Origin of the sequence: Planomonospora antibiotica (assembly GCF_014647955.1) — a bacterium.
GTDB classification, from domain to species: Bacteria; Actinomycetota; Actinomycetes; order Streptosporangiales; family Streptosporangiaceae; genus Planomonospora; species Planomonospora parontospora.
In genome coordinates this window covers 191,336-206,394 of record NZ_BMQE01000003.1, presented here as the reverse complement: position 1 = coordinate 206,394, position 15,059 = coordinate 191,336, and the positions used below count along the sequence as shown (strand labels likewise).

General features: G+C 73.5%; 14 protein-coding genes. 8 read left to right on the top strand and 6 right to left on the bottom strand.

All coding sequences use genetic code 11. From position 1 onward, the window contains the following. The first annotated feature begins 90 nt into the window (after nucleotides 1-90). From IEZ06_RS04180 to IEZ06_RS04160, 5 genes are all read left to right on the top strand, one after another. Nucleotides 91-1,026 carry a LysR substrate-binding domain-containing protein gene (locus tag IEZ06_RS04180; RefSeq protein WP_189235297.1) on the top strand — a complete coding sequence of 312 codons (936 nt, stop codon included), beginning with the start codon at nucleotides 91-93 and terminating at the stop codon, nucleotides 1,024-1,026. Next, on the top strand, nucleotides 1,023-1,937 hold the full coding sequence (locus IEZ06_RS04175) for a serine hydrolase (RefSeq protein WP_229797765.1): 915 nt from the start codon (nucleotides 1,023-1,025) through the stop codon (nucleotides 1,935-1,937). Before IEZ06_RS04180 ends, IEZ06_RS04175 begins: the two co-directional genes overlap by 4 nt. A 200-nt stretch (nucleotides 1,938-2,137) precedes the next feature. Further along, nucleotides 2,138-4,177 carry an acetoacetate--CoA ligase gene (locus tag IEZ06_RS04170; RefSeq protein WP_189235296.1) on the top strand — a complete coding sequence of 680 codons (2,040 nt, stop codon included), beginning with the start codon at nucleotides 2,138-2,140 and terminating at the stop codon, nucleotides 4,175-4,177. Nucleotides 4,178-4,240: 63 nt separating this feature from the next. After that, nucleotides 4,241-5,704, top strand: a complete 1,464-nt coding sequence (locus tag IEZ06_RS04165; protein WP_189235295.1) for an AAA family ATPase — start codon at nucleotides 4,241-4,243, stop codon at nucleotides 5,702-5,704. 284 nt (nucleotides 5,705-5,988) lie between these two features. Beyond that, on the top strand, nucleotides 5,989-6,837 hold the full coding sequence (locus tag IEZ06_RS04160) for an endo alpha-1,4 polygalactosaminidase (RefSeq protein WP_229797764.1): 849 nt from the start codon (nucleotides 5,989-5,991) through the stop codon (nucleotides 6,835-6,837). Between the two features lie 91 nt (nucleotides 6,838-6,928). On the opposite strand, the gene IEZ06_RS04155 is transcribed toward IEZ06_RS04160, so the two are convergent. Then, a complete protein-coding gene (locus IEZ06_RS04155) occupies nucleotides 6,929-7,582 on the bottom strand; it encodes a GNAT family N-acetyltransferase (RefSeq protein WP_189235293.1) in 654 nt (217 codons plus the stop codon). Here IEZ06_RS04155 and IEZ06_RS04150 point away from each other — a divergent pair. Then, nucleotides 7,581-8,735, top strand: coding sequence for an ATP-binding protein (locus IEZ06_RS04150; RefSeq protein WP_189235292.1), 1,155 nt, complete (start codon nucleotides 7,581-7,583; stop codon nucleotides 8,733-8,735). The genes IEZ06_RS04155 and IEZ06_RS04150 overlap by 2 nt on opposite strands. A 58-nt stretch (nucleotides 8,736-8,793) precedes the next feature. Here IEZ06_RS04150 and IEZ06_RS04145 read toward each other — a convergent pair whose 3' ends face one another. Then, complete coding sequence (locus tag IEZ06_RS04145) at nucleotides 8,794-9,063, bottom strand: winged helix-turn-helix transcriptional regulator (protein WP_229797763.1); 270 nt, start codon at nucleotides 9,061-9,063, stop codon at nucleotides 8,794-8,796. Between IEZ06_RS04145 and IEZ06_RS04140 the strand changes: the two genes are divergently transcribed. After that, on the top strand, nucleotides 9,029-9,409 hold the full coding sequence (locus IEZ06_RS04140) for an NAD(P)-dependent oxidoreductase (RefSeq protein WP_268245573.1): 381 nt from the start codon (nucleotides 9,029-9,031) through the stop codon (nucleotides 9,407-9,409). The two genes, IEZ06_RS04145 and IEZ06_RS04140, sit on opposite strands and share 35 nt — an antisense overlap. Nucleotides 9,410-9,584: 175 nt before the next feature. Then, complete coding sequence (locus IEZ06_RS04135) at nucleotides 9,585-10,259, top strand: hypothetical protein (protein ID WP_189235290.1); 675 nt, start codon at nucleotides 9,585-9,587, stop codon at nucleotides 10,257-10,259. On the opposite strand, the gene IEZ06_RS04130 is transcribed toward IEZ06_RS04135, so the two are convergent. The 4 genes from IEZ06_RS04130 to IEZ06_RS04115 form a co-directional block, all read right to left on the bottom strand. Next, on the bottom strand, nucleotides 10,231-10,860 hold the full coding sequence (locus tag IEZ06_RS04130; RefSeq protein WP_189235289.1) for a response regulator: 630 nt from the start codon (nucleotides 10,858-10,860) through the stop codon (nucleotides 10,231-10,233). The genes IEZ06_RS04135 and IEZ06_RS04130 overlap by 29 nt on opposite strands. Continuing rightward, nucleotides 10,857-13,010: a sensor histidine kinase gene (locus IEZ06_RS04125; protein WP_189235288.1), complete on the bottom strand. Its 2,154-nt coding sequence runs from the start codon at nucleotides 13,008-13,010 to the stop codon at nucleotides 10,857-10,859. Before IEZ06_RS04125 ends, IEZ06_RS04130 begins: the two co-directional genes overlap by 4 nt. Further along, on the bottom strand, nucleotides 13,007-13,264 hold the full coding sequence (locus IEZ06_RS04120) for an FAD-binding oxidoreductase (protein ID WP_189235287.1): 258 nt from the start codon (nucleotides 13,262-13,264) through the stop codon (nucleotides 13,007-13,009). The genes IEZ06_RS04125 and IEZ06_RS04120 overlap by 4 nt, the downstream gene beginning before the upstream one ends. A gap of 527 nt (nucleotides 13,265-13,791) precedes the next feature. After that, nucleotides 13,792-15,048, bottom strand: coding sequence for an NAD(P)-binding domain-containing protein (locus IEZ06_RS04115; protein ID WP_189235286.1), 1,257 nt, complete (start codon nucleotides 15,046-15,048; stop codon nucleotides 13,792-13,794). Nucleotides 15,049-15,059 lie beyond the last annotated feature (11 nt).

The following is a 15,059-nucleotide window of genomic DNA, read 5'->3' as shown; positions in this document are numbered from 1 at the left end:
AGAAGTCCGGAGGGGACCAGGGGAGACGCCTTTGTGTCCAATGACGATATATGTCAGCATTCAATAGCGGAAGCGATATCATCGCTGCTCATGGACCTGGTGAAGCATCTGCGCTACTTCACCGTCGTCGCCGAGGAACTGCACTTCGGCAACGCCGCGATCCGGCTCGGCATGGCCCAGCCGCCGCTCAGCCAGCGCATCCGCCGCCTGGAGGAGGAACTGGGCGTCCGGCTCTTCGACCGCTCCAGCCGCCAGGTCCGGCTGACCGAGGCGGGACGGGCGCTCCTGGCAGAGGCAAGGGAGATCGTCGACCGGGTCGACCGGCTCCGTGCCCTCGCGGAGCGGGGGGAGGGCGAGGTCCTGCGGGTCGGAGTCCCGCCCGACCTGGGCTCGGCGGTGATCGCCGCCCTGATCGACGGTTTCCGGGAGGCGGGCGGAGAGGAGCCGGACCTCCGGGTGCGGCTGGCCCCCGCCGAGATGTGGAGCACCGACCAGGTCGCCGGACTCGCCGCCGGCACCCTCGACGTGGGCGTGCTCCGGCACCCGGTCGCGGCCCCGGGGCTGAGCTTCGGCCCGGTGCTCGTGCAGCGCCCGGGCGTCCTGCTGGCCGAGCCGGACCCGCTCGCGGGACGGTCGTCGGTGCACCTGGCCGACCTGGCCGGCCGCCGGCTCGTCCTGTTCCCCGGAGAGCCCGGGCTGCAGGAGGAGACCCTCGCCGAGTGCCGCCGTCACGGGTTCGTCCCGGAGGAGGTGCACGAGGCGCAGACTCTCGGGCTGGTCATCGCCGGGACCGCCATCGCCTTCGGGCCCCGCGTGGAGCTGCCCGGCCTGCGCTGGCGGCCGCTGCTGGGGGAGCCGCTGGCCTGGCGGATCTCGACCGCCTGGCGGGGGGAGGCGGGACCGGCCGCCGCGGTCTTCGGGGCGGTGGCCGTACGAGTGCTCAAGGAGAATGCCGGGATGACGGACGACGGTGCGGCGCCGGTGCGGCGGGTGCGGACGCGCCCCGCCTCGGGATTCCTGGCGTGACGGGCGTGACGGGCATGGCGGACATGACAGGTGCGACGGGAACGGCGGGCGAGGAGGGCGCGGCGGACTTCGACGGACTGTTCCGCGCGGCGGGCGTCACCGGTTTCCTGCACGCCGTGGACCTGGACACCGGTGCCGAGATCGCCTATGGGGCGGACCGGGCCGTGGTCACGGCTTCGGTGTTCAAGGTGGCGCTGCTGGTGGAGTTCTTCCGGCAGGCGGACCGGGGGGAGCTGGATCCGGCCGAGCGGGTCAGGATCGTGGCGGACGCCCACACCCCCGGGCCCACCGGGGTGTCGGCCATGGCCGACGACGTGACGATCTCCCTGCGTGACCTGGCCTACCTGATGATCGCGGTGAGCGACAACACCGCCGCCGACACCCTGATCGGCCGGGTCGGCCTGGCGGCGGTCAACACCATGCTCGCCTCTTTCGGCCTGGTCGGCACGTGGCTGGAGCACGACTGCGCCGGGCTGTTCGCGAGCATCGTGGAGGACGCCGGTCAGGAGGACATGCCGACCGATCCGGCGGTGGTCGCCCGGCTGCGCGTGCTCGACCCGGCCCGCACCAACCGCAGCACGCCGCGTGAGACGACCCGGCTGCTCGGCATGATCTGGCGGGACGAGGCGGCCTCGCCGGAGTCCTGCGCGTCGATGCGCCGCCTGCTGGGCCTGCAGGTCTGGCCGCACCGGCTCGCCTCGGGCTTCCCGTACGACGACGTCGCCGTCAGCGGGAAGACCGGCACGCTGCCGACGCTCCGCAACGAGGCCGGGGTGGTGGAGTACCCCGACGGGGGCCGCTACGCCGTGGCGGTCTTCACCCGCTCGTACGGCACCGCGCAGAACCAGCCGCGCGCCGACGCGGTGATCGGCACCGCGGCCCGGGTCGCGGTGGAGCGGTTGCGCTCCTGAGACCGGGGTCCGGGCCGGTGGTGGAGCGGCCGCGCTCCCGGGGCGGCCCGGTTCGCGGCGGAGTGACTGCGCTCCCGGGGCGGCGCGAGAGCCGGCGGTCCGCTCCGCCGCCGGGCGGTGTGCGCGGCCCACATGCCGTGCGGCGGGGGTGTGTGGGTCCGGGGGATGACATCCGGACGGGGTGCGGGAAGGATGGGAGCATGGTCAAGGAAGGTGCGCTGCTCTGGGAACCCACCCCGGACGTCACGAAGAACGCCAAGGTCACCGCATACATGGAGTGGCTCGGCCGGCCGGTCGACTACCAGGCGCTCTGGCGGTGGTCGGTGGAGGCTCCGGAGGAGTTCTGGACGTCGGTCTGGGACTACTTCGGCGTGGTGGGGGAGCGTGGTGACGGGCCCGTCATATCAGGGACGATGCCCGGGGCCGAATGGTTCACAGGATCGGCGCTGAACTACGCGGAGAACGCGCTGCGCCGCGCCCAGGCGGAGCCCGACCGGCTCGCGGTGGTCTTCCGCGACGAGTCGGGCGGACGGCGCACGCTCACGCTGGGCGAACTGGCCGGCGAGGTCGCCCGGGTCCGCACCGGGCTCGCGGCCCTGGGGGTCGGCCGGGGCGACCGGGTCGCCGCCTACGCCCCCAACGTGCCCGAGACGCTCGTCGCCTTCCTCGCCACCGCCTCCCTGGGGGCGATCTGGTCCTCCTGCTCCCCGGACTTCGGCGCGCCCAGCGTGATCGACCGCTTCACCCAGATCGAGCCCAAGGTGCTCCTGGCGGCGGACGGCTACGACTACAACGGCAGGCACTTCGACCGGTCCGGCGTGGCCGGTGACATCGCCGCGCGGCTCCCCACGCTCGCCGCCCTGGTGCGCCTGCCCGCGCCGGGGGCGGGCCGTACGGCGGACGCGGGCACGGCGGCCACGGAGGAGGCCGGCCGTACGGCGGGCGCGGGAGACGCGACCGGCACGGCCGGCGCGGCGGGCGGTGCGGCGGGCGGCGGCGGAGCCCCGGACGGCCCCGCGACCGTGCTGACCTGGGAGGAGCTGCGCTCGGCCGACGGCCCCCTGGCCTTCGAGCGGGTCCCCTTCGGCCACCCGCTCTGGATCGTCTACTCCTCGGGCACCACCGGCCTGCCCAAACCGATCGTGCACGGCCACGGCGGCGTGGTCCTGGAGCACCTCAAGGCGCTCTCCTTCCACCAGGACCTCGGCCCCGACGACGTCTTCTTCTGGTACACCACGACCGGCTGGATGATGTGGAACTACCTCGTCGGCGGCCTGCTGGTCGGCTCGGCCGTGCTGCTCTACGACGGCTCGGCCACCCACCCGGAGACCGGAGCCCTGTGGCGGCTGGCCGCCGAGGAGGGCGTCACCTACTTCGGGACCGGCGCGCCGTACATCACCGCCTCGATGAAGGCCGGGCTGGAGCCGGGCGGGCTGGAGCGGCTGCGCGGCCTCGGCTCGACCGGTTCGCCGCTCCCGCCCGAGGGCTTCGCCTGGGTGCACGACACGCTCCCGGAGGTGCAGCTCGGCTCGTTCTCCGGCGGCACCGACGTGTGCACCGGTTTCGTCGGCGCGGTCCCCCTGCTCCCGGTCCGCGCGGGCGTCATCCCGTGCCGGTGCCTGGGCGCGAAGGTGGAGTCGTTCGACCCGTCGGGGAAGCCGGTGGTCGGGGAGGTGGGCGAGCTGGTGCTGACCGTGCCGATGCCGTCCATGCCGGTCATGTTCTGGAACGACCCCGACGGCTCGCGCTACCGGGAGAGCTACTTCGACGACTACCCCGGCGTCTGGCGGCACGGCGACTGGATCAAGATCCTGCCCGACGGCGGCTGCGTCATCTACGGCCGCTCCGACTCGACCCTGAACCGGGGCGGCGTGCGGATGGGCACCAGCGAGTTCTACCGGGTGGTGGAGCGCTTCGAGGAGATCGCCGACAGCCTGGTCATCGACACCGGCCAGCTCGGCCAGGAGGGGCGCCTGCTGCTCTACGTCACCATGGCCGAGGGCGCGGAGCTCACCGGCGACCTGGTGGCCCGCCTCCGTACGGCCCTGCGGACCGAGCTCTCCCCGCGCCACGTCCCCGACGAGATCACCGAGGTGCCCGGCATCCCGCGCACGCTGAGCGGCAAGAAGCTGGAGGTCCCGATCCGCAAGATCCTCCTCGGCGTCCCGCCCGAGCAGGCCGCCAACCTCGACGCCATGGCCAACCCGGAGGTGCTCTTCGCCTTCACTCCCGAATCCTGAGACGGGCGCATATCACTGGAGTACAGTCCACTGGTCTGTACTCCAGTGATATGCGGGGCATCCATGGCCGAGAAACCGGACCACGTCTTCGGTCGCGAGTGGGAGTGGGAGTCCCTGGCCTCCTTCGCCGCGGGCACGCAGGCCGAGGTGGCGTTCGGCGTGGTCAGCGGACGGCGCAGACAGGGCAAGACGTTCCTGCTCAAGGCGCTGGCCGAGCAGACGGGCGGCTTCTACTTCGAGGCGACCGAGGGGACGAGCATCGAACTGCTCCGGCTCTTCGGCATGGCCCTGGCGAGATACTCGGGATCGCCGGTGGGTTATCCCTTCGCGGACTGGCGGGACGCGCTGGCGTTCTTCTTCTCCATTCCGAAGGACCGGCCGCTCCCGCTGATCATCGACGAGTTCCCCTACCTGATGAAGGCCGAGCCCGCGCTGCCGTCCATCCTCAAGCAGGAGATCGACCTGCGCGGGCGGACCCACCGGGGAAGCAGCCTCGCCCGGGTGCTGATCTGCGGTTCCGCGCTCTCCGTGATGGGGAAGATCCTGTCGGGTCAGGCTCCGCTGCGGGGGCGCGCCCGGCTGGAGCTGCTCGTCCAGCCGCTGGGCTTCCGTGAGGCCGCGGAGTTCTGGGGGATCTCCGACCCCCGGCTGGCCGCACTGGTGCACGCGATCGTGGGCGGGACGCCCGCCTATCGGGACGAGTTCACGGCCGGCGACCTCCCCGCCTCGCTGGAGGACTTCGACGGCTGGGTGGCCCGCACGGTCCTCAACCGCCGCACCTCCCTCTTCCGCGAGGGACGCTACCTGCTGGCCGAGGAGGCGGACATCCGGGACCCGGCGCTCTACCAATCGGTCCTGGCCGCGGTCGCCGAGGGGAACGGCACGTGGGGCGGGATCGCGGGTCACATCGGCTACAAGTCATCCGACATCGCCCATCCGATCAACGTGCTGGAGGACTGCGGGCTCCTGGTGAAGGAGAAGGACGCGTTCAAGTCCGCCTCGCAGTACAGGATCACCGAACCGCTGATCTCCTTCTACCAGGCCGTCATGCGCCCCGAATGGACCGATCTGGGGCTGGGTCACGCGCAGGAGGTGTGGGAGCGGTCCCGGCAGCGCTTCCTCTCCAAGGTCATGGGGCCGCACTTCGAGGCTCTCTGCCGGGAGTTCGCGACCCGCCACGCGCGCGAGGTCTTCGAGGGCGGGGTGGGCGAGGTCGCGGCGGGCACCGTCGTGGACCCGTCCACCAGGAAGCAGATCCAGGTGGACGTCGCCGTCCTCGGCCCCGACTACCCGAACGAGGCCCGCGCGGTGCGTTCCCTGGGAGAGGCGAAGTGGGACAAGGTCATGGGGGTCAGGCACCTGCAGCGCCTGCGGCGGGCCCGTGACCTGCTCGCCGCCAAGGGCTACGACACCTCCCGCACCGTCCTGGCCTGCTACAGCGGAGCCGGCTTCGACTCCGCCCTCACCTCGGCCGCCCAGGGGGACGACCGCGTGCTCCTCGTGGACCTGCCCGCGCTGTACGGCTGAGGCCGGGGCGGGCGGCAGCCGCGACAAGGCGTGATATATGCATTCAGCGATGTGTTATCTAATAATTACACTGAGTATCTCCTTATGAGACGTTTAAAAATGGCGAATCGGGCGGGCCGGTAAGGCGTCGGTCTGTTAGCGTGCTGCCGCACCTGATGGCCGCTTCCGTCCGGCGTCCCCGGCCGGAAGCGGAGTGGATCCGTCCGCGTCCGGCCACCGGCCCTCCGGCATGCCCGCCGTGCGGGGTGCGGGGCGGGCGCCGAGCCGTACAGGAGAACCTCTTCGTGCCCTTCCCCCGAGCGACGACGCGTCCGACGCACCGCCTCCGCCGGAGCTCCGCGCTCCTGGCCGCGACCGCGGCCCTCCTCGGCGCCGTGCTCTCCGCCGGTACGGCGGGCGCCGCCGCGGCCCCCGCGCCGGTCCTCCCGCCGGTGAACGCCAAGGCCGACTACCAGCTCGGCGGCGGGTACACCCCGCCCGCCGGGACGCGGATCGTCTCGCGCGACCGGACCGAGGCCCCGGCCGCCGGTCTCTACAACATCTGCTACGTCAACGGCTTCCAGACCCAGCCGGACGAGACCGCCTGGTGGAAGCGGACCCACGACGACCTCCTGCTCAAGGATGCGGGCGGCGCCCACGTCGAGGACGAGGAGTGGGGCGAGCTGCTGCTCGACGTCCGGACCCCGGCCAAGCGCGCCGCCCTCGCCGGGATCGTCGGCGGCTGGATCGCCGGCTGCGCGGACAAGGGCTACGACGCCGTCGAGATCGACAACCTGGACACCTTCTCCCGCTCGGGCGGGCTGGTGAAGCAGGAGCACGCGCTGGCGTTCGCCGGGCTGCTCATCGAGGCCGCCCATGCCGAGGGCCTGGCGATCGCGCAGAAGAACTCGGCCGAGATCGCCGGGGCGGGCCGGAAAGCGGGCTTCGACTTCGCGGTGGCCGAGGAGTGCGGCCGTTACGACGAGTGCGGGACCTACGTGGGCGAGTACGGCTCCAACGTGATCGTCATCGAGTATCGCCGGGCGGACTTCACGAAGACCTGCAAGCGGTTCGGCTCGCGCCTGTCGGTGATGCTGCGCGACGTGCCGCTGCGCAGGGCCGGCCAGCGCAACTACGTCTACGACGCCTGCTGATCCGGCGTCCTGCCGCCGGGACGTCCGCCGGGCCGGTCGCTCCGCCGCCGGGCCGTGCCTTCGTCCCGGCGGTCTTCTCATGCCCCCGTTCTCACCGCTCCGTCCGGGCCGCGGTGCCGGCTCCGAAGAAGGGGAGGCACGGTCCGAGGCCGTGGATCCCGAATCCCGGCGGGGTGGTCCAGTCGTCGCGGGACAGGCGGAACCGCCGCGACTCGGCGGCCTCGCCCCGGCGGTTCAGGACCTCGAAGCCGTCGTCGCGGTAGCCGAGCTTGCGGGAGACCGCGGCCGAGGCGTGGTTGTCGGCGAACGCGCCGGAGAGCGCGTAGCGGGCGCCCAGCCCGTCGAAGGCCAGGTGGAGTACGGCGGTGCGCATCTCGGTGCCGATCCCCTGCCCGTGGAAGCGCCGCCCCAGCCAGGATCCGGTGGAGACCTGGCGGGTGACCGCGAAGTCGGTGCCCGCGATCTCCTGGGTCCCGAGGACCTGTCCCTCACGGACGACGACGAAGGAGCAGCCCCACTTCTCCGGCGACCAGGCCGACCATTGGCCGAACTGCCACCGGAGCGTGCTGAGGGCGCGCGCGGCGGGCTCCGCGTCGGTCCAGGGGACGGCGAACGGCATCTCCTGCGGGTCGTGCACGCCCTCGGCGGCCAGATCGGCGAGTGCGTCGAGGTCGTCGAGGGACGGGAGCCGCAGTTCGAGGCGGGGGGTGGTCACCCGGAGCCGGAAGACGGGAAAGCGCCGCATGCCTGCCGATCCTGCCCGCGCCGTCAAGGAGAATCCACCGGATTTCCCGGAGCTGCCTTCGATCCTCCAGCGGCACCTCGACAGACGGTGGCATGTCGACCGGGAGCCGTGTTTCGCGCGGGTCCTGCTCTGCGGCTCCGCGATGTCGGTGATGGGGCGCCTCCTCGCCGGCCAGGCGCCGCTCCGGGGGCGCGCGGGCCTCGAACTGGTCGTCAAGCCGCTGCGCTACCGCTCCGCCGCCGCGTTCTGGGGGGCGGACGATCCAGGACTCGCGGCGCTCCTGCACGCGGTGGTGGGCGGCACACCCGCCTACGGCCGCCAGTTCGTGCGCAACGACACCCCGGGCGGGCCGGCCGACTTCGACGACTGGGTCTGCCGTACGGCCCTCAACCCGCAGACGCCGCTTTTCCGGGAGGCGCGCCATCTCCTCGCGGAAGAGGTGGAAGCGCGTGACCCCGGGCTCTACCACTCCGTCCTCGGTGCGATCGCGGCCGGTAACGCCACCAACGGCGGGATCGCCGCTTACGTCGGCCGGAAATCTGCGGAGATCGCCCATCCGCTCCACGTGCTGGAGGACTGCCAACTGATCGTCAAGGATCACGATCTCATCCAGCGGAAGAAGCCCGTCTACCGTATCGCCGAGCCCCTCATCACCTTCTACCAGGCGGTGATGCGGCCCCGCTGGGCGGCGCTCGAACTGGGGGAGGCCGAACGTGTGTGGCGAGGGTCGAAGCCGCGTTTTCTCTCCCAGGTCGTCGGCCCGGATTTCGAGCAGATCTGCCGCGACTGGGCGATCCTGGCGGACGACTTCTTCGGCGAGCCGCCGGGCGAGGTCGGATCGGCCCTCCTGGTCGACCATTCGAAGAGGGAGAATAACAAGATCCAGCTTGACGTCGTGGTGATGACGCCCGCGCTTCTCGAGGAGCGGCAACGAGTGCTCTCGCTGGGCGAGGTCAAGTGGGACGAGGTTATGGGGCTTGGGCATCTGGAGAGGCTCCGCCGGGCCAGGGAGCTGCTCATCGCTCAGGGGCACCGGGCCGAGGACGCCGTGCTCGCCTGCTACAGCGGCGCGGGTTTCGACGAGGACCTCCGCGCAGAAGCGCACAGGGATCGGCGGGTCCTTCTCGTGGACCTGCCGATCCTGTACGGCTGACGCGCTCGAACCCTCCGTCCACCGGTGATCCGGTGTGAGGCGGTGGACGGTGCCCGGGTCAGCCGGTGGCGGACTGGCGGGCGGCCATGACCTCGTTCACGTGGCTCTCGGCCCAGTCGGCGACGGCCTGGATGGGGGCGTGCAGCGACTGCCCGAGCGGGGTGAGCTCGTACTCCACGCGCGGCGGGACCTCGGCGAAGACGTGCCGGGTCAGCAGGCCGTCGCGGGCCATCGCCCGCAGGGTCTGGGTGAGGACCTTGGGCGTGACGCCGCCGATCGCGTCGCGCAGCTCGGTGAACCGCCGCGGGCCGCCGCGCAGGCTCAGCACGACCGGCACGGTCGTCGGGGGCGCGGGCAGCCTGGCGGCGGCTCCGGGCGTCCGGCTCGTCGACACCCCGGACTTCCCCGCCGTCTACAAGGGCGAGGCGCTGGCCCAGGCCGAGCTGCTGGAGCTGGTCCGCGCCCAGGCCGGGGACCTGGACTGGACCTACGTCTCACCCGCGATCGTGATCGAGCCGGGCGAGCGCACCGGCTCCTACCGCCGGGGCGGCGACCAGGTGCTCGCCGACGCCGACGGCCGGAGCCTCATCAGCGCCGAGGACTACGCCGTGGCCCTGGTGGACGAACTGGAGACCGGCCAGGCCGTCGGCCGCCGCATCACCGTCGCCTACTGAGCCGCCCCTACTGAGTCGCCGCTGGGCCGCTCCTGCTGGGCCGTCCCCTCCGGTGACGCCGGCAACCCGGGGGCGGGGGCCTGCGGGACACGCCGGCCCGTCCGGGACATTCCTCCCGGGCGGGCCGGACAACGGTTCAGGCGGGCCGGGACCGCGGGCGGATTGACTCCGGCACATGCTGAAAAATCCTGACTCGTTCCGCCGGGTGGTCGCCGGGACCGCCCTGCTCGGCTGGCCGGTGCTGCTCTTCCTGGCCTTCCTGACCTCGCCCCCGGGCGCCGAGCACGATCCCGGGATCTTCCGGGAGAACCCGGGGGCGGTGCAGGTAAGCGCCCTGCTCTACCTCTGGGCGGCGCTCGCCTTCATCCCCGTCGTCCTGGGCCTGGCCCACCTGCTCAAGCACCGCGCCCCCCGGACCGGCGGCATCGGCGCGGCGCTCGGGCTGGTCGGCGCCGGGCACGCGCTGACCCTGTTCACCACCGACTTCTACGACCTGGCGCTCGCCCAGACCCTGCCCGCCGCGCAGGCCGAGCAGGTGACCGCGCGCGCGGGCGAACTGCCCGGATTCCTGTACGGCATGCTGCTGCCCGCGTTCCTCGCCCACGTCGGGCTGCTCACGCTCCTCATCGGGCTGGCCGCGACGAGGTACGCGCCCTGGTGGGTGCCGGTCGCGGCGCTCGTCGGCACGGTCGTGCCGTTCGCGACCATGGACCGACCGCCCGCCGTGCAGTCCGTCGGCGCGCTGTTCCACCTGGCGGCCTACGGCTGGATCGGGCTCCGCGTGCTGCGCGCGCCCCAGGCGGAGTGGGACCGGCCGGAGCTCACAGCCCGGCCTCCCGTGCCCGCATGATCGCCTGGGCCCGGTCGGCCACCTGGAGCTTGGCGAAGACCGCCGAGACGTGATTGCGCACGGTCTTCTGGCTCAGCCCGAGCCGGGCCGCGATCTGCGGGTTGGTGAGGTGCTCGGCCACCAGGGCGAGGATCTCCCGCTCCCGGGGGGTCAGCCCGGGCAGCGCCGGTTCGCTCCGCTCACGCTCGGCGAAGTAGGCCGTCATCCGGGCGGCGATGGCGGGGCTGAAGATCGCCTCGCCCTCGGCCGCCGCCTGCACCGACCGGACCAGCTCCGCCTTGCGGGCGCCCTTGAGGACGTAGCCGCGGGCCCCGGCCCGCATGGCGGCGAACACCGAGTCGTCGTCGTCCGACATGCTGAGCACGACCACCCGGACGTGCGGGTGGTCGCGGGTCAGCCGCTCGGTCGCGGCGACCCCGCCCATGCCGGGCATCGTCAGGTCCATGAGGACCACGTCCGGCTGCGCCCGCCCGACCAGGGCCAGCGCCTGCTCACCGCTCGCGGCCTCGTCGGCGACCTCGATCCCCTCGGCGGCCGAGAGCAGGGCCCGCAGCCCGCCCCGGAATCCGGCGTGATCGTCGACCAGCAGGATCCGGATCACCGCCGCCTCCCTTCCTCCCGGGCGGGGAGCACGACCCTGACCCGGGTCCCGCCCTCCGGCCGCTCCTCGACCGTGCACGATCCTCCCAGCTCCTCGGCCCGTTCCCGCATCGAGGCGAGCCCGACGCCCTCCCGCCCCCCGCTCTCCGGCCCGCCGTCCGCATGCCCGGCGCCTTCTCGCCCGGCTTCCCGCCACGCCTCAGGCGCGGCGCCCGCCGCCGTACCCGATCCCGGTACGGCGGGCCGCACGCCGCCGCCGTCGTCGAGGACCTCCAGCACGAGGGCGTCCCCGGCCACCGCGATCCGCAGTTCCGCGCCGGTCGCGCCCGCGTGCCGGCCGACGTTGGCCAGCGCCTCGGCCGCGACGCGGTAGGCCGCGACCTCGGTGGCGGCGGGCAGCGGCGGGATCGCGTCCGGGGCGTCGACGGTGACCCGCAGACCGGGCGGCTGCCGGGCGGCATGGGCGTGCAGCGCGCCGAGCAGGCCCAGCGAGTCGAGCGCGGGCGGGCGCAGCCCGTCCACGAGCGTGCGCACGTCGGCCGTCGCCGCCTCGGCGTCGCGGACGAGGCCGGCCAGCAGGTCCCGGGCCCGCTCGTCGGCGACCAGGTCGTGCGCGGCCTCCGCCCTCATGGTGAGCGCGGCCAGTGTGGGGCCGAGCCCGTCGTGCAGGTCGCGCCGGAGGCGGCGGCGTTCCTCCTCCCGGGCCATCACCAGCCGCTCCCGGGAGCGCCGCAGATCGGCGGAGAGCCGAACGGCGTGCGCGGCCATCGCCACCTGCCGGGCCAGATCGGACAGGACCCGCAGGTCACGCGGGCCGAAACCGCTCTCACCCGGCCGCGGGGACAGGACGAGATCACCGACCCGTGCGCCGTCGTAGGTCAGCGGCAGCCGTACCGCGCCGCCCGGTACACCCTCCCCCGCGGATGTCCAGGCGTGGCGCTCGCCGTCGGCCGTCTCCACCGCCGCGTACGGCAGGCGCAGGGCCTCGGCCACCGAGCGTGCGACCCCGGGCAGCACCGCGTCCGGCTCCCCGCTGGCCTCCAGGCGGCGGCCCAGGCGGGTGAGCGCCGCGTAGGGGTCGTCCCGCTCGCCGTACATCAGCAGGTTGACCCAGCTCTGCAGGCGCTGCCGGAGCGGAGCGAAGGCGAGGGCCACCAGGCCGGCGGCCAGCACGGAGGCCGGCAGGTCCGCCGAGGGAAGGACCGCGCCGAGATATCCGACCACCAGGACGTAGCCGCCGGTCACGCAGCCCGACAGCAGCGCGTAGACCAGAGTCCTGTTGATCACCAGGTCGATGTCGAACAGCCGGTGGCGCAGGATCGCGATGCAGATCGCGACGGGGATGAGCACCGTGGCCAGCGCGCCGACCAGCTCCCAGGCCGAGTGGACCGGCGGGTAGAGGTGCCCGGGGTCGTCGTCGGTCAGTCCCGCGGCCAGCCGCGCGTGAGCGGCCAGCAGACTGAGCGCGACCGCGTAGGCCAGCCACTTGACCTGGGCGCGCTCCCGGCCGGTGCTGCGCAGCGCCCGCACCAGCAGGTCGATCCCCCCGGCGGCGAAGACCATCGCCAGCAGGGCCACCAGCGCCGTCTCCATGACCTGGGCGGGCCCGGCCATCGCCGCGACCCCGAGCGGGTTCGGCACCCCGGGACCGGGGCCGACCTGCTCGTTCGTTCCGGGGCGTAGGGCGTTCACCACCGCGCCCGCCACCGTCACGGCGCCCACCGTCCGCACGAACGGCCGCCATCGGGACGAGGACGGCGCACCGCCGGGGAAGAAGAGGGGGACCAGGGCGAGGGAGAAGTTGGCCGGGATCCACAGCCAGGTCTGCGGCCAGGCCATGGCCTCGGCGAGGGGCGAAGGACCCGCACCGGGTGAAGCGGCCGGCCGGGTGAGCACGCCGTAGACGGCGTACTCGCCGCAGGATTCCAGGAGCGCGAAGCAGAGCGCGCTGAGCGAGAGCAACCGGCCCACCGGGTGCCCCGGCCGGTGCGCCCCGATCAGTCCGCCCGCCAGCGCGCACGCCACGTTGAGCAGCAGATGGCTCTGGGTGATCGGCTCGTGGCCGTTGAGCCGGGCCAGGACCGCGGCGCACGCGATCAGGGCCAGCGTCAGGGCGCAGGCCGCCCACGCGATGCGCGCCGCTGTGATCACTGCTCCTCCGGGTCCGGTCGGGCACACCGTACCCGCGCCCGGGCCCGGAAGGGACGGGACGGTGTCCCGGGACACGGCCCGCGCAGGGTGAAGACCGTGACCTCGCGGGCGGGGTGGGTCCGGAAGCCGAAGGAGACCGCCACCCCGAGGTTGCCGCCGCCCCCGCCGCGCGAGGCCCACAGCAGGTCGGGGTCGTGGTCCGCGTCGCAGTCCAGCACCCGGCCGTCGGCCGTGACGATCCGCACCGACTCCATACCCGCATCCGGCGGGCGAAGTTCACGCACTCGGCCACGTCGGACGGGTTCGCGCAGTAGGCGACGCCCGCCGGCCGCACCCCGTCGTAGGCGGGGTTGAACAGGCGGCGGGCGGCGTCGTAGGCGCCGTCGCCGGGCCGGACGAGCCTGCCGTCCAGCCCGCGGCCCAGCGCCTTCCAGTCCGACGGGCCGGGGCCGGAACGGGCGGGCGGCCCGGCACCGGTGGCGAGGGCGGCCAGGCCGCCGATCCGGAGGAATGCCCGCCGGTCCGGAGCGTGCTCCATGGTCTTCCCCCCGAGGGTCCCGTGTCGTCCGCTGGTGAGACGCCCGCCGGACCCGCCCGGTTCGTCACGATAACGTCACTCCCCGGTGAGCGGACGGAGCCGCACGGGGGCCGTACCGAGGCCGTACGGCGGTACCGGCGCCGCACGGGGCCATGCCGAGGCCGTACGGCGGTGCCGGCGCCGTACGGGGTCATGCGGAGCCGTACGGGGTCATGCGGAGCCGTACGGGACCGGGGCGGGGCCTCAGCCGATGTACTCGCGGGGCCGGGCCGGCCGCGCGGAGACCCCGGAGAGCATCGAGCGCGCCCGCACGGCGGCGACCAGGCCGCGGGTGACCCGGCGGGCCGCGAACTGCGTGCCGTGCACGAACCTCATGACCGGGCCGAACGTGCCGGCCGCGGCCAGCCCCACGGCGAACAGGCCGCTGACCGAGGTCTCGAAGTCCTTCGTCAGCAGGGGAGAGGTCCCGGTGCGCCGGATGGCGTAGCGGAGGTTGCCGTCGAGGACGTCCATCCGCTCCACGTCCACCAGGTAACCGGTGGCGGCGATCACGTGCTCGGTGCGGACGGTCCTGATGCTCCCGTTCTCGTCGCGGAGCGTCAGGCTCACGTCGTCGCCGTGGACCGCGCCCGCGAGCGTCTGCCCCAGCACCACGGGGACGTGCCCGTCGAACCGCTTGCGCAGCCACCACGCCCCGGCCGGGCCCAGGGTCGTGCGGACGATGCGGTGGCGGGTGGCGACGGGCAGGTGGCGCACGCTGCCGGGCAGCTCGGACCAGATCCACGAGCGCCAGCCGGTGCCCAGGCCGGAGACCGGGGACAGCAGCCGCCGCAGCGCCGAGGCGCGGGTCTCCGGCACGTTGTTCCAGAGCAGGGTGTTCACCCGGGCCACCACCCGGGGCCGGGCTCCGGCCTCCAGTAGCAGGGTCGCCGTCTCCAGGGCGGACTGCCCGGCGCCGACCACCGTGACGTCGCGGCCCGCGAACACCGACAGGTCGTGGTGCTCGGAGCTGTGCGTGCAGATCTCCGAAGGCAGGCCGGAGAGCACGGCGGGGCGGTGGGCGAAGGGCAGGAAGCCCAGCGCCAGGACCACGGTCCGGGTCATCACCGTCTCCCCGGTCGACAGCTCGACGGCGAAGAGCCTCCCCTGGGGGCGGATCTCGGTCACGGAGGAGGGGTCGAGGGCCTCCCCGACGGTCCGGGCCCGGAACCACTTGCCGTAGTCGACGAACGTCTCCACGGGCACGGGCTCGCCGTAGGCGCACGACAGGCCCCGGGGGCGGCAGTAGGCGTCCAGGCCGTAGCTCCGGTGCGGGTCGGCGAGGTTCGACGCGGCCGGCTCCGACTTGAGCAGCATCCCCCGGGGCATGTGCCGCTCCCAGGACTCCATGGGGCGGCCGTAGACGCGCACGTCCAGCCCGGCCGCGACGGCATGGGCGCCGACGGAGAGCCCGTAGGGGCCCGCACCGACGACGGCGACGTCGATTACCGGCGTGCGCATGCTTTCTCCTT

Coding starts and splice junctions, on each gene's coding strand:
- IEZ06_RS04180 (WP_189235297.1), top strand. CDS start 91: ATGGACCTGGTGAAGCATCTGCGCTACTTCACCGTCGTCGCCGAGGAA.
- IEZ06_RS04170 (WP_189235296.1), top strand. CDS start 2,138: ATGGTCAAGGAAGGTGCGCTGCTCTGGGAACCCACCCCGGACGTCACG.
- IEZ06_RS04165 (WP_189235295.1), top strand. CDS start 4,241: ATGGCCGAGAAACCGGACCACGTCTTCGGTCGCGAGTGGGAGTGGGAG.
- IEZ06_RS04150 (WP_189235292.1), top strand. CDS start 7,581: ATGCCTGCCGATCCTGCCCGCGCCGTCAAGGAGAATCCACCGGATTTC.
- IEZ06_RS04155 (WP_189235293.1), bottom strand. CDS start 7,582: ATGCGGCGCTTTCCCGTCTTCCGGCTCCGGGTGACCACCCCCCGCCTC.
- IEZ06_RS04135 (WP_189235290.1), top strand. CDS start 9,585: ATGCTGAAAAATCCTGACTCGTTCCGCCGGGTGGTCGCCGGGACCGCC.
- IEZ06_RS04120 (WP_189235287.1), bottom strand. CDS start 13,264: ATGGAGTCGGTGCGGATCGTCACGGCCGACGGCCGGGTGCTGGACTGC.
- IEZ06_RS04115 (WP_189235286.1), bottom strand. CDS start 15,048: ATGCGCACGCCGGTAATCGACGTCGCCGTCGTCGGTGCGGGCCCCTAC.